Origin of the sequence: Bradyrhizobium cosmicum, assembly GCF_032290525.1 — a bacterium.
Lineage (GTDB): Bacteria > Pseudomonadota > Alphaproteobacteria > Rhizobiales > Xanthobacteraceae > Bradyrhizobium > Bradyrhizobium cosmicum_A.
This window is the reverse complement of sequence record NZ_JASXTA010000014.1, coordinates 172371-192043: the sequence shown is the minus strand read 5'-3', so window position 1 is coordinate 192043 and position 19673 is coordinate 172371. Positions and strand designations below refer to the sequence as shown.

Genomic DNA, 19673 nt, shown 5'->3' with positions numbered 1-19673 from the left:
TCGGGCGCTAGGCCGTTCAGGGCAGGCTTGGCAGATCGAGAGCCTTGTCACGGGCGCAGTCGATCGCGGTGTCGTAGCCGGCATCGGCGTGGCGCATGACGCCGCTGGCGGGATCGTTCCAGAGCACGCGTGCGATCCGCTTTGCGGCCTCGGGCGTACCGTCGGCGACGACCACCATGCCGGCGTGCTGCGAATAGCCGATGCCGACGCCGCCGCCATGGTGCAGCGAGACCCAGGTCGCGCCGCTGGCACAATTGAGCAGCGCATTGAGCAGGGGCCAGTCGGACACCGCATCCGATCCGTCCTTCATCGCCTCGGTCTCGCGATTCGGGCTCGCCACCGAGCCGCTGTCGAGATGATCGCGGCCAATCACGATCGGCGCCCTCAATTCGCCGCGCGCCACCATCTCGTTGAAGGCAAGGCCGAGGCGATCGCGATCGCCGAGACCAACCCAGCAGATCCGCGCCGGCAAGCCCTGGAACTTGATGCGCTCCTTCGCCATGTCGAGCCAATTGTGCAGATGCTTGTCATCGGGCATCAGCTCCTTGACCTTGGCGTCGGTCTTGAAGATGTCCTCGGGATCGCCCGATAGCGCGGCCCAGCGGAACGGCCCGACGCCGCGGCAGAACAGAGGACGGATGTAGGCCGGCACGAAGCCGGGGAAATCGAAGGCGTTCTTCAGGCCCATGTCCCGCGCCATCTGGCGGATGTTGTTGCCGTAGTCGAGCGTCGGAATGCCCTGTGCATGGAAATCCAGCATGGCCTGGACATGCTCGACCATCGAAATCTTCGAGGCGCGCTCCACCGCCTTCGGATCGGTCGCGCGCTTGGTCTCCCAATCGGCCAGCGTCCAGCCCTTCGGCAAATAGCCGTTGATCGGATCGTGGGCGCTGGTCTGGTCGGTGACGATGTCGGGCCTGACGCCGCGCCGCACCAGTTCCGGGAATATCTCTGCGGCATTGCCGAGCAGGCCGACCGAGATAGCCTTCTTCGTCTGTGCTGCTTCCGCCATCATCGCCAGCGCTTCGTCGAGCGTTGCGGCCTGGCGATCGAGATAGCCGGTCCGCAAACGCATCTCGATCCGGCTCGGCTGGCATTCGACCGCGAGCATCGACGCACCGGCCATGGTCGCAGCCAGCGGCTGCGCCCCGCCCATGCCACCCAAGCCGGCGGTGAGGATCCATTTGCCGGCGAGGCTGCCGCCATAGTGCCGGCGACCGACCTCGACGAAGGTCTCGTAGGTGCCCTGCACGATGCCCTGGCTGCCGATATAGATCCAGGAGCCGGCCGTCATCTGGCCGTACATCATCAGGCCCTTCCGATCGAGCTCGTTGAAATGATCGAGCGTCGCCCAATGCGGCACGATGTTGGAGTTTGCGATCAGCACGCGCGGCGCATCGGCATGGGTGCGGAACACGCCGACTGGCTTGCCGGACTGGACCAGCAGGGTCTGGTCGCCTTCGAGCTTGCGCAGCGATGCCACGATCCGGTCAAAGCTCTCCCAGTCGCGCGCGGCGCGGCCGATGCCGCCATAGACGACGAGCTCGCTCGGACGCTCGGCGACGTCAGGATCGAGATTGTTCATCAGCATGCGCAGCGGCGCTTCCGTCAGCCAGCTCCTGGCGCTGATGTCGCTGCCGCGGGGAGCGCGGATGATGCGGTCGTTGTGCAGTCGGCGGTTCATGGGGAAGACCTCTCTGGTCGCGCCTTGTTCAGTCAAGCGTTGGAAAAGGATCGGATGGAAGCGCTGCGATCGCTGCGGCGGGCAGTGCGTCGGCTTCGACCAGCGCGGCCGCTCTGGCAAGGTCATCGGCCATGTAGCGGTCCGTGCCGAGTGCCGGCACCTGCTCGCGAAGTACGGCGATGACGGCGGCGAGCGGCGCGCTGGTCGCATGCGGGGCGCGTAGCGTGATGCCTTGAGCTGCGGCCAAAAGCTCGATGCCAAGGATGGCGGCGAGGTTGTCGGCCATGTCGGACAACCGCCGCGCGGCATGCGCGGCCATCGAGACATGGTCTTCCTGGTTGGCGCTGGTCGGCGTCGAATCGATCGAGCAGGCGGCCGCGCGCTGCTTGTTCTCGGCGTAGAGCGCGGCGGCCGTCACCTCCGCGATCATGAAGCCGGAATTGATGCCGGGGTCGGGCGTCAGGAACGGCGGCAGCCCGAAATTCAGCGCGGGATCGACCAGCGTCGCGATGCGCCGTTCGCTGATCGCGCCGATCTCGGACAGTGCGAGCGCGATCTGGTCGGCGGCAAAGGCCACGGGTTCAGCGTGGAAATTTCCGCCGGAGACGATCTCGCCGGTATCGACCAGCACGAGCGGATTGTCGGTGACGGCGTTGGCCTCGACGATCAAGGTGCGCGCGGCCTGGGTGATCAGGTCGAGCGCCGCGCCCGCGACCTGCGGCTGGCAGCGCAGGCAATAGGGATCCTGCACGCGCTCGTCGCCTTCGAGGTGCGACAGGCGGATGTCGCTGCCCTCAAGCAGCGCGGTCAGCGTCGCGGCCGCGGCGATCTGCCCGGGGTGGCCACGGAGCGCCTGGATTTCCGGGCGGAACGGCGCCGTTGAGGCCATCGCCGCGTCGACCGACAGCGCGCCGGTGACGAGCACGGCGCGGGCGAGGCGGAATGCGCGCAGCACGCCGGCGATGGCATAGGCCGTCGAGAACTGCGTGCCGTTGATCAGCGCCAGCCCTTCCTTGGGACCCAGCGTCAGCGGCGCGAGGCCGGCGGCGGCGAGCGCCTCGCCGCCGGGTACGGTCCTGCCTTCGACGATCGCCCGTCCCTCGCCGATCATCACTGCGGTCATGTGCGCAAGCGGCGCGAGATCCCCGGAGGCGCCGACCGATCCCTGCTGCGGCACCAGCGGATAAACGCCTCGCGCGAGCATCTCTTGCAACTGCTCGATCACCGCGCGGCGTACACCGGAAGCGCCACGGCCCAGCGAGACGATCTTCAGCGCCATCATCAGCCGGACGATCGACTCGGGCGTCGCCGGGCCGACGCCGCAGCAATGCGAGACGATGAGATTGCGCTGGAGCAGCGCGGTCTGGTCCGGGGGAATGCGCTTCGACGCCAGCTTCCCGAAGCCGGTGTTGATCCCATAGACGGGAGCGGCGGCCTGCGCCGCCTTCGCGACGATCTCCGCGGCCGCCTCCACACCCGGCCAGAACGCGGGATCGAGCACGACGGGTGCACCGTCGAGCGCGCAGGCGAGATCATCGAAGCTGACCGTCCCCGGTCTGACGACGATCGCCGTATCCTGTTTCGTCACTGCCCCCTCCATATCCGGCGGTGCAGCGGATTGAAGCCGATGCGATAGACGAGCTCGGCGGGCCGGTCGATGTCCCAGATCGCGAGGTCGCACCATTTGCCGGCCTCCAACGTGCCGGTCTCATCCAGCACGCCGAGCGCCCGCGCACCCTCGCGGGTGACGCCGGCGAGGCATTCGGCCACATTCATCCGGAACAACGTCGCGCCCATGTTCATCGCCAGCAGCAGCGAGGTCAGCGGCGAGCTGCCGGGATTGCAGTCGGTCGCGAGCGCCATGGACACGCCGTGCTTGCGGAACGCATCGACCGGGGGCTTCTGCGTCTCGCGAATGAAATAGAACGCGCCGGGCAGCAGCACGGCGACCGTTCCCGCCTTCGCCATCGCAGCCGCACCGGCGTCATCCGTGTGCTCGAGATGATCGGCCGACAGCGCGGAAAATCTTGCGGCAAGCGCGGCGCCGCCGAGGTTCGACAGTTGGTCGGCATGAAGCTTGACCGGCAGCCCGAGCTTCCGCGCCGTGTCGAACACCCGCGCGGTCTGCTCACCGGAAAACGCGATGCCTTCCATGAAGGCATCGACGGCGTCGGCAAGACCGGCCTTCGCAACGGCCGGCAGCATCTCGTTGCAAACGAGATCGATGTAGCGGTCCTTGTCGCCCCCTGCCTCGACCGGCAGCGCGTGTGCGCCGAGGAACGAGGTGCGGATCGCCACCGGCCGCTGGCGGCCGAGGCTGCGCGCAGCTGCGAGCTGCCGCATCTCGGTCTCGGTGTCGAGGCCGTAGCCGGACTTGATCTCGACCGTGGTGGCGCCCTCGCCGATCAGCGCATCGAGGCGCGGCAGCGCGCTTGCGACGAGCTCCGCCTCGCTCGCCTTGCGCGTCGCAGCGACCGTCGAGACGATGCCGCCGCCGGCGCGCGCGATCTCCTCGTAGCTTGCGCCCTTCAGGCGCAACTCGAATTCGTGCGCGCGGTTGCCGCCATAGACGAGATGGGTGTGGCAATCGACGAGGCCGGGCGTGATCCAGCGTCCTTCGCAGTCCGTCCGCTTGATCGCGTCGGCATCAACAGGGAAGTCCGCCGCTGCGCCCGCATAGACAATGCGGCTGCCGCGCGCGGCGATCACGCCGTGCTCGATCTCGCCGAGATCGCGATGGTCGGCCCGCATCGTGGCGAGCCGGGCGTTATGCCAGATCCGGTCGAAGCGCTCTGCCATAAGGGTATATCCCCTTCGCGGTGGGATGCTTGACTTATATGTCTAGACATATAATCGTGGGGCGGTTCTGTCCAGCCGGCGTGTAATCATGACCCGACTGCATTTCGCCTCCGCGCTCCTGCCCTCGGGCTGGGCAAATGACGTGCAGGTGGTGATCACCGCCGGCGAGATCGCCGAGGTGACGCCGGGCGTGGCGCCGGCCGCCGGCGATGAACGCCACCGCATCGCGCTTCCGGGGCTCGCGAGCCTGCACAGCCACGCCTTCCAGCGCGGCATGGCGGGACTGGCGGAGCTGCGCGGCGACAGCACCGACACCTTCTGGACCTGGCGCGAGACAATGTACCGCTTCGCGCTGGCAATGACGCCCGACGACGTCGCCGCAGTCGCGACACTGCTTTATGTCGAGATGCTGGAGCAGGGTTTTACCCGCGTCGGCGAATTCCACTACCTGCATCACGACCGCGACGGCGCGCCCTATGCCGACCGCGGTGAAATGGCCGCGCGCATTGCGCAGGCTGCCGAAGCCTCCGGCATTGGCCTGACGCTGCTGCCGAGTTTTTATGCGCATGGCTCCTTCGGCGGCGCGGCACCGCATGGCGGCCAGCGCCGCTTCATCTGCTCGGTCGATCAGTTCGCCGCGCTGATGTCGGCGTCGCGGAACGCGATCGCAAGACTACCGGGCGCCAATATCGGCATCGCGCCGCACAGTCTGCGTGCGGTGGCGCCGGACGAGCTCACGGCGATACTTCCGCTCGCGGAGGGTGGGCCGGTCCATATCCACGCCGCGGAACAGGTGAAGGAAGTCGAGGATTGCCTGGCCTGGTCGGGACGGCGACCGGTGCAATGGCTGCTGGAGCACGCCCCTCTCGACCGGCGCTGGTGCCTCATCCATGCCACCCACACGACAGACGAGGAAGTCGCCGCGTTCGCCAAGACCGGCGCGGTGGCGGGCCTGTGTCCCATCACCGAAGCGAGCCTCGGCGACGGCATCTTTCCGGCGCGCGAATTCCTCGATGCCGGCGGCGCATTCGGTGTCGGGACCGATTCCAATGTGCTGGTCGGCATCACCGACGAATTGCGCCAGCTCGAATACGGTCAGCGGCTGAAGCATCGCCAACGCAACGTGCTGTCTGGCGGCGCGGGCGCGTCGACGGGACGCACACTGTTCGATCATGCGCTCGCGGGCGGCGCTCGGGCACTGGCGCAGATGACGGTTGGCCTGGTAGCCGGTGCACGCGCCGACATTGTGACGCTGGACGGCACTCACCCGTCGCTGGCGGGACGTCAGCGCGACGCCGCCATCGACGGCTGGATCTTTGCCGCGGGCAGCGGCGCGATCGATTGCGTCTGGGCCGGCGGCCACAAGGTCGTCGAAGGCGGCAGGCACAGCCTCCGACAGGCCGCGCGCGAACGCTTCAATGCGTCCGTTCGGAGGCTCGTCGCATGAGCCTTGCCACCGATGCGGCCGACCAGCCGACGCTCTATAAGCGCATCCGCGCCGACATCGAGAAGCGCATCCTGACCGGCGAATGGCCGCCCGGGCATCGCATTCCGTTCGAGCACGAGCTGGTTGCCCGTTACGGCTGCTCGCGCATGACCGTGAACAAAGCGCTGTCGGAGCTCGCGCAAGCCGACCTGATCGAGCGGCGGCGGCGGGCCGGCTCCTTCGTGCGCCGGCCGCAACATCAGTCGGCGGTGCTCAAGATCGCCGACATGCGCGCCGAGATCACTGCGCTCGGCCGCGCGTACGGCTACGAGCTGATCGGTCGCAAGCAGCGTGCGGCGACCGCGGCCGACCGCGACCGTCTCGGCGTCAAGAAAGCCGGCAAGGTGGTCGCGATCGCCTGCCGGCACAGCGCCGACAATGTGCCCTTCGCCGTCGAGGACCGGCTGATCGATCTGTCGTCGGTGCCGGATGCGGCAACCGCGGACTTCTCGCGCGAGCCGCCGGGCTCGTGGCTGCTTCATCATGTCCCATGGACAGAAGCCGAGCACACGATCAGCGCCATCGTCGCGGATGATCGCACGGCGGAAGCGCTCGACATCGCCGTCGGCGCGCCCTGTCTCGTGATCGACCGCTATACCTGGCGCAGCGCGCGCACCATCACAGCAGTGCGCCTGCTCTATCCCGGTGACTCTCACCGCCTTGTCGCCCGATTCAAGGGAGGCTGAGAGGGTATGTCGGCACAAATCGTGCAACGCTTCGGGCAACGGTCCATTGGGGCCGACAGTGGTCAACAGGACGTCAATCCATCGATCGGCAAGAGGACGACAATCATGCGTAGTTCGAAAGTATTTGCGACAATCATTGCCCTCGCGACATCCACTCCCGCGCTCGCCGACGACGTCAAGGTCGGCGTCGGCATCTCCGGATGGACCGGCTTCGCACCGCTGACGCTGGCGAAGGAGGCCGGCATCTTCAAGAAGAACGGCCTCGACGTGACCATCAAGAAGATCCCGCAGAAGGACCGCCACCTCGCGATCGCCTCCGGCGACGTCCAGTGCGCGGCAACGACCGTCGAGACCTGGATCTCCTGGAACGCCAACGGCGTTGCGACCAAGCAGATCTTCCAGCTCGACAAGAGTTTTGGTGCCGACGGCATGGCCGTGCGCAATGACGTCACGTCGATCAAGGAGCTGAAGGGCAAGACCGTCGCGGCCTCCGCGCCCGGCACCTCGCCCTATTTCGCGCTGGCCTGGATGCTCAAGAAGAACGGCTTGTCGGTGAAGGACGTCACCGTCGTGAACCTCGAGCCGGCCGCGGCCGCGCAAGCCTTCGTCTCCGGCCAGAACGACGCCGCGATGACCTATGAGCCTTATCTCTCGACGGTTCGCGCCGCGCCCGATAAGGGCAAGATCATCGCGACCACGCTCGACTATCCCATGGTCATGGATACCTTCGGCTGCACGCCGAAATTCCTGACCGAGAATCCGAAGGCCGCCCAGGCGCTCGCCGACAGCTATTTCGAGGCGCTCGACATGATCGCCAAGGACCAGGCCAAGGCCTACGAGATCATGGGCGCCGACGTGAAGCAGAGCGGCGAGGCGTTCGGCAACTCGGCGAAATATCTGCGCTGGCAGGACAAGGCCGCGAACCAAAAATTCTTCGCCGGCGATTTCCTGACCTTCAACAAGGAGGCCGCCGACCTCCTGCTCGAGATCGGCATCATCAAGGCCGCGCCGAAGGTCGAGGACCTCTTCGACGCGAGCTACATCAAATAAACCGCTTAAGAGCCGCCGGCCCCGTCTCACAGCGGGGCCGGCAAACTCGTTCACCGCCGGATAGATCGTTGATGCGTCCCCTGGATCCCGTGACTTCGAAGCAGCGCGTGGCTTACGGCCTTGCGTTCTTCGTGCTGTTCGTTGCCCTCTGGTCCTGGGCGACGCTCGGCGGCCATGTGTCGAAAACCTTCCTCGCCAATCCGCTGACCATGATGCAGGAAGGTTACGACCTGCTGGCCAAGCAAGGGTTCCTGTACGACATCGGCATGACGATCTGGCGCGTCGTCGGCGGTTTTGTGCTGGCCGCGGTCATCGCAATACCACTCGGCGTATTGATGGGCGCCTACAAGCCGGTCGAAGCCTTCCTCGAACCGTTCGTCTCCTTTGCGCGCTATTTGCCCGCCTCCGCCTTCATTCCGCTTTTGATCCTGTGGGCCGGCATCGGCGAGTTGCAAAAGCTGCTCGTCATCTTCATCGGGTCGGTGTTCCAGATCATCCTGATGATCGCCGTGACGGTGGGTACGACGCGGCGCGACCTGGTCGAAGCAGCTTATACGTTGGGGGCCAGCGACCGCGGCATCATCCGCCGCGTGCTGCTGCCCTCCTCCGCGCCCGAGATCGCTGAAATCCTGCGGCTGGTGCTGGGCTGGGCCTGGACCTACGTCATCGTCGCCGAGCTGATCGGCTCGTCCTCCGGCATCGGCCACATGATCACCGACAGCCAGGCGCTGCTCAACACCGGCCAGATCATCTTCGGCATCATCGTGATCGGATTGATCGGCCTTCTCTCGGATTTCCTGTTCAAGGCGTTCAACGCCTGGCTGTTCCCGTGGAGGCTCGCATGACGATCCTCAAGGTCGAACAGGTCTCGCGAACCTTCCCCGCGCGCCACGGCAACGCGCCGACCAAGGCGCTGGAGCCGACCGACCTCACCATCGGCAACAACGATTTCGTCACCATCCTCGGCCCCTCCGGCTGCGGCAAGTCCACGCTGCTGCGCATCGTCGCGGGGCTCGATCGTCCGACCAGCGGACGCGTCACGCTCGACGGCCGCGAGGTCACCGGACCCGGCGCCGATCGCGGCATGGTGTTCCAGTCCTACACGCTGTTTCCGTGGCTGACCGTGCGCGAGAACATCGCGTTCGGTTTGCGCGAGCGCAGCGTGGCGCAGGACGAACGCAACAAGATCGCCGACGCCTTCATCCGCCAGGTCGGTCTGTCCGGCTTCGAGAACCATTGGCCAAAACAGCTCTCCGGCGGCATGCAGCAGCGCACGGCGATCGCCCGTGCGCTCGCCAATGATCCGAAGATCCTGCTGCTCGACGAGCCCTTCGGCGCGCTCGACAACCAGACCCGCGCCCTGATGCAGGAGATGCTGCTCGGGATCTGGGAACGCGACCAGAAGACCGTGCTGTTCGTCACCCACGACATCGAGGAGGCGATCTTCCTCGGCAGCCGCGTCATCGTCATGAGCGCGCGTCCGGGCCGGATCAAGGCCGAGATCAATGTGGACCTGCCGCATCCGCGCTCCTACAAGATCAAGACCACGCCCGAATTCGTCCAGCTCAAGGAGCGGCTGGTCGAGGAGATCCGCACCGAGGCGTTGAAGGTCGCCGAACATGCCTGACACTTTGTCGCGCGCAAATGGCGAGCGCGTTCTCGCCGACCTCAATGCACTTCGTGCCATCGGCGCCTACAAGACCGGCGTGCACAAGCCGACCTTCTCCGAACCGCACAGGCAATCGCTGGACTGGCTGGTGCGCAAGCTGCCCGAGGCCGGCCTCGCGGCCGAGATCGACGGCATCGGCAACGTCTTCGGCAGCAGCGCAACGCCGGGGCCGAAGCTGCTGGCGGGCTCGCATCTTGAGAGCCAGAACTACGCCGGCTGGCTCGATGGCCCGCTCGGCGTCGTCTATGCGCTCGAAGCCGCCCGCGTGCTCAATGCCGATCCCTCGCTCAAAGGCGCGGTCGAAGTCGCCGCCTGGTGCGACGAGGAAGGCCATTTCGGCCATTTCCTCGGCTCACGCTCTTACGTCCGCCAGGTGACCGAAGCCGACATCGACGCGGCGCGCGACCGCACCAGCGGCCGCACCATGCGCGACGCACTCGCCGACATGGGGCTCGCCGGACGCGCGCGCATCGGCGCCGAGCCGGGGCGGCATGTCGGATACCTGGAGGCCCATATCGAGCAGGGCGACACGCTCGAGAGCGGCGGCCTTGCGATCGGCGTCGTGACCTCGATCGTCGGCATCTGGCAATACCGGATCAATTTCGTCGGCGAGCAGAACCACGCCGGCACCACCCGCATGGCTGCACGCAAGGATGCCGGCCTTGCGCTGGCCAGGTTCTGCGTCGCGATCGACGAGCGCTTCCCGGCCGCGTGCGGTCCGCGCACGGTCTGGACCACAGGCAGCATCACGCTCGATCCGGGCGCGCCGAGCATCATTCCGGGTGGCGCCGAAATGCTGTTCCAGATTCGCGACGACGATCCGGCTGTCATCGCGCGGCTCGAGGAGCTGCTGCGCACGATGGCCGATGAGGCCGGCGCGACGGGCCCCTGCCGCGTCGCCGTGGAGAAGATTCGCACCGGCGCGCCCGCGATGATGGACGCTGGCTTTCAGGACGCGATCGAAGCTGCGAGCAAGGCGCTCGCCGGCGGACGATCCCTGCGAATGCCCAGCGGCGCCGGCCACGATGCGCAGATGCTCGCGACCGTCATGCCCGCGGGCATGCTGTTCGTGCCGTCGATCGGCGGCATCAGCCACCACTGGACCGAGAACACCGCCGACGCCGATATCGTCACCGGCGCGCAGGTGTTCGTCGATGCCTGCCGGCGGATACTCGGCGGCTAGAACGAGGTTCCGCCGCCGAACACGCAGGCGATCGTGACTGCGCATGACGGAACGCTTCATGCTCGACAACGAAACCAAAGGGCCTGCACATTCGCTTGCAGCTATCGAAGATTGCCTGCGACAATTCGAGCACGCTCCAGACATAAAGACGCGCCAATCATCAGGCCTGTCGATTCACTCCCGCACCTGCTTCCTCCGGAGTTCCCATGTCTTCTGCCGACCGGCCGGCGACGCGCCTTGCGACACGGCTAGCCTTTCTCGTCGCGGGCTTCGGCATCGCGTGCTGGGCGCCGCTGGTGCCGTTCGCGAAGATGCGGCTCGACGTCGACGACGGCGTGCTCGGACTGCTCCTGCTCAGCCTCGGCATCGGTTCGATCATCGCGATGCTTCTGACCGGAATCATGAGCGCGCGCTATGGCAGCAAGCCGATCATCATCGCGGGCGGGCTCGGTCTTGCGCTGGTGCTGCCGCTGCTGGCGATTGCAAGCTCGCCGGCGACGCTGGTGCTGGTGCTGTTCGCCTTCGGCGCTGCGCTGGGGTCCATCGACGTCGCCATGAATATCCATGCGGTCGAAGTGGAACGCGCCGCCGCACGTCCGCTGATGTCGGGCTTCCACGCGCTGTTCAGCATCGGCGGCTTCGCTGGATCGGCGCTGATGACGGCGCTGCTGTCGCTGCAACTCGGCGCGCTCGCCTGCACGCTGATCTGCTCGGCGCTGATGCTGATCGCGATGCTGGTCACCTGGCCGCGCCTGCTTCGCTCGATGCAGGTGCAGGACGGCCCGCTATTCGTGCTGCCGCACGGCTCGGTGCTCCTGCTCGCGCTGCTCGGCGCCATCACCTTCCTCGTCGAAGGCGCGATGCTCGATTGGAGCGCGCTGCTCGTCATCGGCGCGGGCCTCGTCCCCGAGGCGCAGGGCGGCATCGGCTATATCGTGTTCTCGATCGCGATGACGGTCGGGCGGCTCGGCGGCGACGCCGTCGTCGCACGCATCGGAGATCGCGCGACATTATTCTGGGGCAGCATCATTGCCATCGCGGGCTTCGCGGTGCTGCTCACGGCGCCGGTCGCGGCGGTCGCCGTGGGCGGCTTCCTGCTGATCGGCCTCGGCGCGTCGAATCTCGTGCCGGTGCTGTTCCGCCGGGCGGCGAGGCAGACGGTGATGCCGACCGGGCTCGCCGTCGCGGCGATCACGACCGCGGGATATGCCGGCATCCTCATTGGTCCCGCCGGTGTCGGCTTCGTCGCACATCTTGGCGGGCTGCCGACGGCGTTCTGGCTGCTGGCGGGGCTAATGGGTCTCGTCACGCTGTCGGCGCGCATTGTGACGCGAAAGAGCACCTGAGCGGCCTCACAGATGGCTCAGCCCGATCGACTTGATCACGGGCGCCAGGCTCGCCGTTGTCGCCTCGACAATGCGCTGGAATTTGTCCGGACTTGAATCGCTGTCCGGCTCCAGGCCCTGGGCGCGATAGCTCGCCAGAAGCGCCGGATCAGACATGGCCAGCCGCGTCGCCTGCGCGATCCGGCCAATGATCGCATCGTCGGTGTGCCTGGGCGCGAAGATCCCGAACCATCCCTCGTAGCGGAGATCCGGCAGGCCGGATTCGACCGCGGTCGGAATCTCCGGCGCGCCGCTCAGCCGCCGTTCGGTGGTAACCGCCAGCAGCCTGACTTTTCCGGCCTCGCTCAGTTCCTTCAATTGGACGGACATCACGCCAATGATGAGCGAGATCTGGCCGCTGACGAGGTCGTTGGCGGCCTGCGACATCCCCCGATAAGACACATGGACGATGTCCAGCGCGCCCGCCTGTTGCTTGAAGGATTCGCCGACCAGATGGTTTCCGGTGGCAATGCCGGGCGTCCCGTAGGAGAGCTTTCCCGGATTGGCCTTTGCGTAGGCGATCAACTCGCGCAGGTTTGCGACCGGCAGCGACGGATGCACGGCGAAAACCAGTGCAGAGCTGATCAGGCGGTAGATGGCGCGGAAATCGTCGACGGAATAGCCCGGATTTGCCGAGGTCAGGGGAATGATGACCTGCGTGCTGCCATTGCCGAGCAGCAACGAGTAACCGTCGGGCTCCTCGCGCGCGACCGCCGCGGTGCCGATCGCGCCGCCCGCACCGCCGATATATTCGACGAAGATCGGCCCGAGCAGCGACGACATCTTGTCGACCCAGGGACGCCCGATCTGGTCCCCCGCTCCGCCGGCTCCGTACGGATGCACGAGGCGAATGGGGCGAGACGGATAATCGGCCGCTAGTCCGCTGCGCGGAATGGCCGCCAGCGCCGCTGCGCCCGATATCGCATGGACCAACTGTCGGCGGGAGAAGGAAGGCATGATCGGATTCCAGAAGTCGGCAGTCACAGTCGAGGCGGGACCGGCTCCCGGATCACCTCATCGCAGCGAGCCGCGACCGCCGTCAATGCTCCGTCCGGACTGGAAGCGCGGAGCCATCGGCCGGAATGCTGCTCTAAGCTGTTCCTTTTAAAGTACTATTTCGGCGGATCGACCGACCCACGCCGCCTACGCAGGGCTGCCAACCATGCCCATCGCCTTTCGGCCGCTTTACTGTACGGCTCGTTCTGATAGACCAGAAAGTAATACCTTTTGACTCCCGTTGCGGGGGCAATGGCGCGTGCCAGATCGTAGCGAAGACTCGGCCATTTCCTTTGGGCCATTTCGACTGTTTCCGAAGTCCCGGCTCCTGGAGAAGGAGGGCTCGCCGCTTCATGTCGGCGGCCGTGCGCTCGATATCCTCATTTTCCTGGCCGAGCGCCCCGGCGAGGTCGTCGACAAGAGAGAGCTGGTCAAGCGAATCTGGGCCGACGTCAATGTTGACGAGGGCAGCCTGCGCTTCCACGTCGCAGCCCTGCGCAAGGCGCTCGGCGATACCGGCAAGTCGGCTCGTTATGTCGTCAACGTCCCCGGACGCGGCTATTGCTTTGTCGCCTCGTTCGCTCAAGCCGCCCCGCCCGCCGTACAGCCCACCATCGACATCCTGCCTTCCCGGCCCCTCCCCATGCCGCTCTCGAAGATGGTCGGACGCGAGGAGGTCGTGGAAAAGATATCGAACGGCCTTTCGCTGCATCGCTTCATGAGCGTGGTCGGTCCCGGCGGCATCGGCAAGACTGCGGTCGCCGTCACTGTCGGGCATCGTAGATCGGCGGATTTCGGCGGGCGCGTGTTCTTCGTCGATTTCGGTCCGCTGCGGGATGCGAGCCACATCGCGACCACCATCGCCTCCGCGCTCGGACTGACCATCAGCGCGGAGGATCCGACGCCGGCCCTGCTGACATTCTTGAAGGCCAGCCCAGCCCTGCTGATCTTCGACAGTTGCGAGCATGTGCTGGACGCGTTGGCTCCGCTCGTCGAGCGCATCGTACGCGAAGCTCCGCAGCTTCGCGTACTCGCGACCAGCCGCGAGTCGTTCCGGAGCGACGGCGAGCGCATCTTCCGGCTGTTCCCGCTGGAATGTCCGCCCGAGCGTGACGGCCTGGATGTCGCGGAGGTCCTTAACTATCCCGCGGCACAGCTGTTCGTCGAGCGCATCGCGCAGAGCTCGGGCCCGTTCCAGCTCAGCGCGGAGGAAGCACCGCTGGTCGCCAGCATTTGCCGGCGCCTCGACGGCATAGCGCTCGCGATCGAGCTCGCGGCGGGCCGCGTCAATGCCTACGGCATCGCCGGCACCGCATCGCTGCTCGACAGCCGCTTTTCGCTGCAATGGCGGGGGCGACGCACCGCCGTGCCGCGGCACCAGACGCTCGCCGCGGCGCTCGACTGGAGCTACGACCTGCTGCCTCCGGCGGAAAGCGCGACCCTGCGTCGGCTGTCGGTGTTCGCCGGCCCGTTTGCGCCGGAAGCGGCAGCCACGGTCGCGGCCGGCGACGGCCTCAACGCGTCGGAAACGCTGGAGGCGATCGACAGCCTGGTCACCAAATCGCTGATCTCTCCGTCCGGCTCGCGAACGCTGCGCTATCGCCTGCTCGACACCACGCGCACCTATGCGCATGGAAAGCTCAACGAGCTCGGCGAAACCGGCCAGTTCGCGCGGCGTCATGCAGCGCACTTTCGCGACTTCTTCGAGCGCGCGGACGCCGACACATCGACTCCGCTGCCGGAATGGCTGAGCATCTATGGCGCTGAGCTGGACAATGTACGCGCGGCATTGAACTGGGCCTTCGGGCCCGACGGCGACCCGACACTCGGGATCGCGCTGACGGCGGCGGCCGTCACGCTGTGGGTGCGGCTCTCATTGTTCGCCGAATGCCGCGAGCGCGCCAAAACGGCGCTCGCCGCGCTCGACGACGGCGGCGACGACCGCGTCCGCATGCAGCTCCTGGCGGCGCTCGGCTGGTCGCTGATGTATGGCGAGGGCCGCGCCCGCGAGGCGCGCCCGATCCTCGAGACGACCCTGGAGCTGGCCGACAGGCTTGACGACAAGGATTTCCGCCTGCGCGCGCTCTGGGGGCTGTGCATCGACCAGTTCAACAACGGACAGTTCGGCAAGGCCCGCGCACTGGCCGACCGCTTTGCGATGGCCGCCGCGAACTCGCCTGACAGGACCGATGTCATGCTCGGCGACCGCCTGACGGCGGTGGCGTTGCATTATCTCGGCGACCAGAACGACGCACGAACACGCATCGACCGTGTCAACGCTTCGCTGCACGTACTGGCGGAGAAGCCGAAGATCTTTCCGCTCGATCTCCGGATATCGACGCAATATTTCCGCGCCCGCATCCTGTGGCTCCAGGGCCTCGCCGATCAGGCCCAGGCGCTCGCGGCCCGAAACATCGAGGAAGGCCGCGCCAACGGCCACGCGCTGACCTTCTGTAGCGTGCTCGGACAGGCCAGCTGCCCGATTGCTTTCTGGTCCGGCGATTTCGAAGCCGCCGAGCGCCACGGCACCGAATTGCTCGAACACACCGAGCGCCATGCCATCCGGCTGTGGGGCCTGTGGGCGCGGGCCTTCAACGCAGCGGTCGTTGCCAAGCGCGGCGACATCGCGACAGGGTTGCCGCTGCTCCGCGAAGAGCTCAATCGCGCCGGGGACGCGCGTTTCCTGCCGCGGTTTCTTCCCCTGCTCGGCGAACTCGCCGCGTGTTTCCTTGAAGCCGACCAGATCGACCGCGGCCTCGACGTGATCGAGGACGTCCTGACCCGCTGCAACGACCGTCAGGAGCTCTGGTATCTGCCGGAGCTGATCCGCATCAAGGGCGAAATGATGCTTAGAAGTTCGCGGCATTCGGGCGATGCCGAGGCTCGCTTTCGCGAGGCCATGGCCATTACCGTCCGGCAGGGCGCGCGGTTCTGGGAGCTGCGCTGCGCGATCAGCCTCGCGCGGTTCTTGATCGGGGCAGGCCAGAACGCGGAGGCTCTGGCCGTTCTGGAGAATGTTTCCGCGTCGTTCACGGAAGGTGCCGACATCGCCGACATGCGCAGCGCCCGCGAATTGATGACGCAAGTGCGTGCCTGACGGCGCGAGCTAACCTCCGACAGCGGCCGCGCGCCGCGGCAGCTTCCAGTCGGCCCTGATGAAGTGGCAGGTGTAGCCGTCGGGATAGCGCTCGAGATAATCCTGATGCTCCGGCTCGGCTTCCCAGAACTCGCCGGCGGGCGCGACCTCGGTCACTACCTTGCCGGGCCAGAGACCTGACGCCTCGACGTCGGCAATGGTGTCTTCGGCGATCCGCTTCTGCTCGTCGCTCGTGTAAAAGATCGCCGAGCGGTAGCTGGTGCCCAGATCGTTGCCCTGACGGTTGAGCGTGGTCGGATCGTGGATCTGGAAGAAGAACTCCAGCATGGTCCGGAAGCTGGTCTTGGCGGGATTGAAGATAATCTCGATCGCCTCGGCGTGGCCTTCGTGGTTGCGATAGGTCGCGTTCTTGACGTGCCCGCCGGTGTAACCGACGCGGGTGGAGATCACGCCAGGCTGCTTGCGGATGAGATCCTGCATGCCCCAGAAACAGCCACCGGCCAAAACCGCTCGCTCTGTCGTCATCTGTCCGCTCCCAATTGGTTTATCCGCTCGGTATCTGTCGCATCATATATATGCTGTCGGCCGCCCCGCCGAAAGCCAGGCATTCATGTGTATCCATCCGGTTCCCAGAACCGGATGGACACATGTGAAAAGCTCGCCTTCAGCCCAGCTTGGCGTCGAGCGTGATCGCGGCATTGAGCACTTTTGACACCGGACAGTTCTTCTCGGCCTCGCCGGCGATTTTGGCGAAACCCGCGTCGTCAAGGTTCGGCACCTTGGCGCGCAGGGTCAGCGCGGACTTGCTGATCTTGAACCCCTTGCCTTCGGGCTCGAGCGTCACGGCTGCTTCCGTGGAGAGCTCGTCCGGCGTGAAACCTGCCATCTGAAGCCCGAAGGCCAGCGCCATCGTAAAGCAACCGGCATGGGCTGCTGCGATCAACTCCTCGGGATTGGTGCCCTTCTCGTTCTCGAAGCGGGTCTTGAACGAATAGGGCGTCCCGGCGAGCACGCCGGACTCACTCGACAAATGGCCCGTGCCATCGCGACCGGTGCCCCTCCAGACTGCTGTTGCCTTGCGGATCATTTCAGTTCTCCTTGTTTGGTTTCAAGCAGTGGCGCTCCGTACCCGTGAAAGGCGACATCGGCGTGACCCGCAGCCGCCTCTCCAACCGGTCGAACGTCGCCACGGTTCCATTAGCTACCGATCTGCCCGACGTGGAAGCCCAGCCGGTTCTCGACGTCGCCGGCGCGGTGGAAGCCACGCGCCATCAGCACCTTGATGCGGGTCTGGCTCGCGGGGCGGCCGAGCGCCGCCAAAAACGCGTCCCACTCCGGCTTGATCTCGACATCCGGCGGCAGGCTCGCGACATCGACGAGACGCTTGGTCTCGGCGATGGCCTGCTTGTCGAAGGACGCGATACGCATCGCCAGCGCGTCGACGAAGCCGTCGAGCTCGGCATCCGGCATCGACCGGTTGACGTAACCGTAACGCTCGGCGAGATCGCCGTGGATATCGTCGGCGCCGAGCAGCACTTCGAGCGCACGGCCGCGGCCCATCAGGCGCGGCAACCGGGCCATCGGCCCACCGCCCGGCACGAGCCCCGCGCCGACTTCCCATTGCGACAGGATCGCCTTCTCGCGGCTGGCAAAGCGCATGTCGCTGGCGAGCGCGAGCTCGCTGCCGACACCGGTCGCGCGGCCTCGGATCGAGGCGATCGACACGACAGGCGCACGGCTGAGGCGCACCAGCATGTCGGGCAGCGCCTGAAGGCCGGTCGGTCCGGGCGGGATGGCGAGGGAGTCTTCCAGCGGCGCGAGAAAGTCGTAATGGGTAATGAAGAAACCTTCGACGGCGCTGTCGAACACGACCACCTTCACGTCCGGATCGGTCTCGATCGCGGTGACGACGTCGTTGAGCAGTGGAAGCTGCTTTGGGCCAAAGATGTTGACCGGCGGCACGTCAAAGGTGACGCGCCAATAGGTCGGCAGGCGGCGCTCCAGGCGAATCTCGGCGGCCGTGAAGGTAGGTTCGGGACGGTTCATGATTGTGGCTCCTGAGGTTGGCGGCAGTGAGGGACAAGCGGAATCGCGTGTCCCCGCTCGTTTCAGATCGACTGGCGCAGCGGGCGAAACGCGGTGCGCATTTCCGCAGAGAACAGCGCGGGCTGCTCCCACGCTGCGAAATGGCCGCCCTTGTCGAGGCGGTTGTAGTGCATCAGCCTCGGATAGGCCTTCTCGGCCCAACTGCGCGGCGCAGCATAGATCTCGTCCGGAAAGACGCTGACAGCGACCGGGATCTTGATGTGCTTGGGCTCGAAGAACACCAGCTTGTTCTCCCAGTAGAGCCGAGCCGACGAGATCGCGGTGTTGGTGAGCCAGTAGAGCGTGATGTTGTCGACCACGTCGTCTCGCGACAGCCCTTCCGTCTTGCCGTCGAACACGCGCGCGATCATCGCGGCGCTGCGCGCATCGTGGTCGAGCATCCAGGAGGCGAGCCCCGCCGGCGAATCGACGAGCCCATAGAGCGTCTGCGGCCGGTTCGACATTTCGATCGCATAGCCGAGGCCATGCTTGTAGAAATCGTCGAGCTGGTCGTAGGCAATGCGCTCGTCGGCCGACAGACCCGACGGACGCGTACCGCCGGGCTGAAGCGCCTTGGCGATGTCATCGGGGACAGTGGCGGGCATGTTGGTGTGAATACCGAGCAATTCCGGCGGCGCGATCACCGCCATCTGCTCGGTCACCGCGTTGCCCCAGTCACCACCCTGGGCCACGTAGCGGTTGTAGCCGAGCCGCTGCATCAGCACGATCCAGGCACGCGCGATGCGCTGAGGATCCCAGCCAAGCTCCTTCGGCTTGCCGGAGAAGCCGTGGCCGGGCAGCGACGGAATCACGAGATCGAAGGCGTCCGCAGCCTTCGCGCCATGCGCGATCGGATCGGTCAGCGGACCGACGATCTTCATTTGCTCGATGATCGAACCAGGCCAGCCGTGCGTGACGATCATCGGCAGCGCGTTCTCTTGGCGCGAGCGGACGTGAATGAAGTGGATGTCGACGCCGTCGATCTCGGTCACGAATTGCGGCAGCGCGTTCAGCCGGGCCTCCATTTTTTGCCAATCGTAGTCGCTCTGCCAGTAGCGCACCAGCTGCTGCACGGTCTTCAGCTGCACGCCCTGCGATTGGTCGGCGACGATCTCGCGATCCGGCCAGCGCGTCGCAGCCAAGCGGCGGCGCAGATCGAGCAGATCCTCCTCGGGCACGCTGACGCGGAACGGGCGGATGGCACCGCTTGCCGCAGCCTTCGCCTGATGCAGCGGCAGCAGGCTCGTCACGCTGGCGGCAACTGCGGTCATCGCCGCCTGGCTCAGCAATTGACGGCGGTCGGGATTGAGGATGTCGGCTCGTGCTTGCTTGGTCATTGTGGATCTCCCTTGCTTTGGCCGGTGACGTCGACCGAGTTCGAAATCGACGCGTCGGTTCGTCATGCAGGAAGATTGGCGCAGGCCCGGTCCATTTGCTCGTTATGGGTTGTTAGACCGCGTTAGCCGTTGCGAGTCGACGCGACGCAGGAGATCGAGTCGAGATGACGATACGCGACGCGCAAAAGCGAGACGGCGCGCAACGAATTGAATGGT

Annotated in this window: 16 protein-coding genes; 8 read left to right on the top strand and 8 right to left on the bottom strand. The window is 66.1% G+C overall.

All coding sequences use genetic code 11. The features are described 5' to 3' along the window. Positions 1–16: 16 nt before the first annotated feature. The 3 genes from hutU to hutI are packed head-to-tail and all read right to left on the bottom strand — an operon-like array spanning position 17 to position 4483. A complete protein-coding gene (gene hutU / locus QSV46_RS24695; RefSeq protein WP_314957752.1) occupies positions 17–1684 on the bottom strand; it encodes a urocanate hydratase in 1668 nt (555 codons plus the stop codon). A 28-nt stretch (positions 1685–1712) separates the two neighbouring features. Further along, positions 1713–3284, bottom strand: a complete 1572-nt coding sequence (gene hutH / locus QSV46_RS24690) for a histidine ammonia-lyase (RefSeq protein ID WP_409997208.1) — start codon at positions 3282–3284, stop codon at positions 1713–1715. Beyond that, the gene (hutI, locus tag QSV46_RS24685) at positions 3269–4483 is read right to left on the bottom strand and encodes an imidazolonepropionase (RefSeq protein WP_314957750.1); all 1215 of its coding nucleotides are present in this window, start codon (positions 4481–4483) and stop codon (positions 3269–3271) included. Before hutI ends, hutH begins: the two co-directional genes overlap by 16 nt. Before the next feature lie 88 nt (positions 4484–4571). Between hutI and QSV46_RS24680 the strand changes: the two genes are divergently transcribed. The 7 genes from QSV46_RS24680 (at position 4572) to QSV46_RS24650 (ending at position 11903) form a co-directional block, all read left to right on the top strand. Next, positions 4572–5930 (top strand): formimidoylglutamate deiminase, encoded by a 1359-nt coding sequence (locus tag QSV46_RS24680; RefSeq protein WP_314957748.1) that lies wholly within the window; start codon positions 4572–4574, stop codon positions 5928–5930. Further along, on the top strand, positions 5927–6655 hold the full coding sequence (hutC, locus tag QSV46_RS24675) for a histidine utilization repressor (RefSeq protein WP_314957747.1): 729 nt from the start codon (positions 5927–5929) through the stop codon (positions 6653–6655). Before QSV46_RS24680 ends, hutC begins: the two co-directional genes overlap by 4 nt. A gap of 105 nt (positions 6656–6760) precedes the next feature. Beyond that, entirely contained in the window at positions 6761–7705 is a 945-nt protein-coding gene (locus QSV46_RS24670; RefSeq protein ID WP_314957746.1) for an ABC transporter substrate-binding protein, read from the top strand. Between the two features lie 71 nt (positions 7706–7776). Beyond that, positions 7777–8550: an ABC transporter permease gene (locus QSV46_RS24665; protein WP_314957840.1), complete on the top strand. Its 774-nt coding sequence runs from the start codon at positions 7777–7779 to the stop codon at positions 8548–8550. Continuing rightward, entirely contained in the window at positions 8547–9332 is a 786-nt protein-coding gene (locus tag QSV46_RS24660; RefSeq protein WP_314957744.1) for an ABC transporter ATP-binding protein, read from the top strand. Before QSV46_RS24665 ends, QSV46_RS24660 begins: the two co-directional genes overlap by 4 nt. After that, on the top strand, positions 9325–10557 hold the full coding sequence (locus tag QSV46_RS24655; protein ID WP_314957743.1) for a Zn-dependent hydrolase: 1233 nt from the start codon (positions 9325–9327) through the stop codon (positions 10555–10557). The genes QSV46_RS24660 and QSV46_RS24655 overlap by 8 nt, the downstream gene beginning before the upstream one ends. A 206-nt stretch (positions 10558–10763) precedes the next feature. Next, on the top strand, positions 10764–11903 hold the full coding sequence (locus tag QSV46_RS24650) for an MFS transporter (RefSeq protein ID WP_314957742.1): 1140 nt from the start codon (positions 10764–10766) through the stop codon (positions 11901–11903). Between the two features lie 6 nt (positions 11904–11909). Here the strand turns inward: QSV46_RS24650 and QSV46_RS24645 are convergent, their stop codons facing one another. Next, positions 11910–12899 carry a tripartite tricarboxylate transporter substrate binding protein gene (locus tag QSV46_RS24645; protein WP_314957741.1) on the bottom strand — a complete coding sequence of 330 codons (990 nt, stop codon included), beginning with the start codon at positions 12897–12899 and terminating at the stop codon, positions 11910–11912. A 298-nt stretch (positions 12900–13197) separates the two neighbouring features. Here QSV46_RS24645 and QSV46_RS24640 point away from each other — a divergent pair, with 298 nt between their 5' ends. Continuing rightward, positions 13198–16035 carry an ATP-binding protein gene (locus QSV46_RS24640; protein ID WP_314957738.1) on the top strand — a complete coding sequence of 946 codons (2838 nt, stop codon included), beginning with the start codon at positions 13198–13200 and terminating at the stop codon, positions 16033–16035. Between the two features lie 9 nt (positions 16036–16044). On the opposite strand, the gene msrA is transcribed toward QSV46_RS24640, so the two are convergent. From msrA to QSV46_RS24620, 4 genes are all read right to left on the bottom strand, one after another. Next, positions 16045–16560, bottom strand: coding sequence for a peptide-methionine (S)-S-oxide reductase MsrA (msrA, locus tag QSV46_RS24635; protein WP_314957736.1), 516 nt, complete (start codon positions 16558–16560; stop codon positions 16045–16047). A gap of 139 nt (positions 16561–16699) precedes the next feature. After that, positions 16700–17122 (bottom strand): OsmC family protein, encoded by a 423-nt coding sequence (locus tag QSV46_RS24630; RefSeq protein WP_314957734.1) that lies wholly within the window; start codon positions 17120–17122, stop codon positions 16700–16702. A gap of 110 nt (positions 17123–17232) precedes the next feature. Next, positions 17233–18081, bottom strand: a complete 849-nt coding sequence (locus QSV46_RS24625; RefSeq protein ID WP_314957733.1) for an enoyl-CoA hydratase/isomerase family protein — start codon at positions 18079–18081, stop codon at positions 17233–17235. Between the two features lie 62 nt (positions 18082–18143). Next, entirely contained in the window at positions 18144–19457 is a 1314-nt protein-coding gene (locus tag QSV46_RS24620; protein WP_314957731.1) for an epoxide hydrolase, read from the bottom strand. Positions 19458–19673: the final 216 nt, after the last annotated feature.

Coding starts and splice junctions, on each gene's coding strand:
- hutU (WP_314957752.1), bottom strand. CDS start 1,684: ATGAACCGCCGACTGCACAACGACCGCATCATCCGCGCTCCCCGCGGC.
- hutH (WP_409997208.1), bottom strand. CDS start 3,284: ATGGAGGGGGCAGTGACGAAACAGGATACGGCGATCGTCGTCAGACCG.
- hutI (WP_314957750.1), bottom strand. CDS start 4,483: ATGGCAGAGCGCTTCGACCGGATCTGGCATAACGCCCGGCTCGCCACG.
- QSV46_RS24680 (WP_314957748.1), top strand. CDS start 4,572: ATGACCCGACTGCATTTCGCCTCCGCGCTCCTGCCCTCGGGCTGGGCA.
- hutC (WP_314957747.1), top strand. CDS start 5,927: ATGAGCCTTGCCACCGATGCGGCCGACCAGCCGACGCTCTATAAGCGC.
- QSV46_RS24670 (WP_314957746.1), top strand. CDS start 6,761: ATGCGTAGTTCGAAAGTATTTGCGACAATCATTGCCCTCGCGACATCC.
- QSV46_RS24665 (WP_314957840.1), top strand. CDS start 7,777: ATGCGTCCCCTGGATCCCGTGACTTCGAAGCAGCGCGTGGCTTACGGC.
- QSV46_RS24660 (WP_314957744.1), top strand. CDS start 8,547: ATGACGATCCTCAAGGTCGAACAGGTCTCGCGAACCTTCCCCGCGCGC.
- QSV46_RS24655 (WP_314957743.1), top strand. CDS start 9,325: ATGCCTGACACTTTGTCGCGCGCAAATGGCGAGCGCGTTCTCGCCGAC.
- QSV46_RS24650 (WP_314957742.1), top strand. CDS start 10,764: ATGTCTTCTGCCGACCGGCCGGCGACGCGCCTTGCGACACGGCTAGCC.
- QSV46_RS24645 (WP_314957741.1), bottom strand. CDS start 12,899: ATGCCTTCCTTCTCCCGCCGACAGTTGGTCCATGCGATATCGGGCGCA.
- msrA (WP_314957736.1), bottom strand. CDS start 16,560: ATGACGACAGAGCGAGCGGTTTTGGCCGGTGGCTGTTTCTGGGGCATG.
- QSV46_RS24630 (WP_314957734.1), bottom strand. CDS start 17,122: ATGATCCGCAAGGCAACAGCAGTCTGGAGGGGCACCGGTCGCGATGGC.
- QSV46_RS24625 (WP_314957733.1), bottom strand. CDS start 18,081: ATGAACCGTCCCGAACCTACCTTCACGGCCGCCGAGATTCGCCTGGAG.
- QSV46_RS24620 (WP_314957731.1), bottom strand. CDS start 19,457: ATGACCAAGCAAGCACGAGCCGACATCCTCAATCCCGACCGCCGTCAA.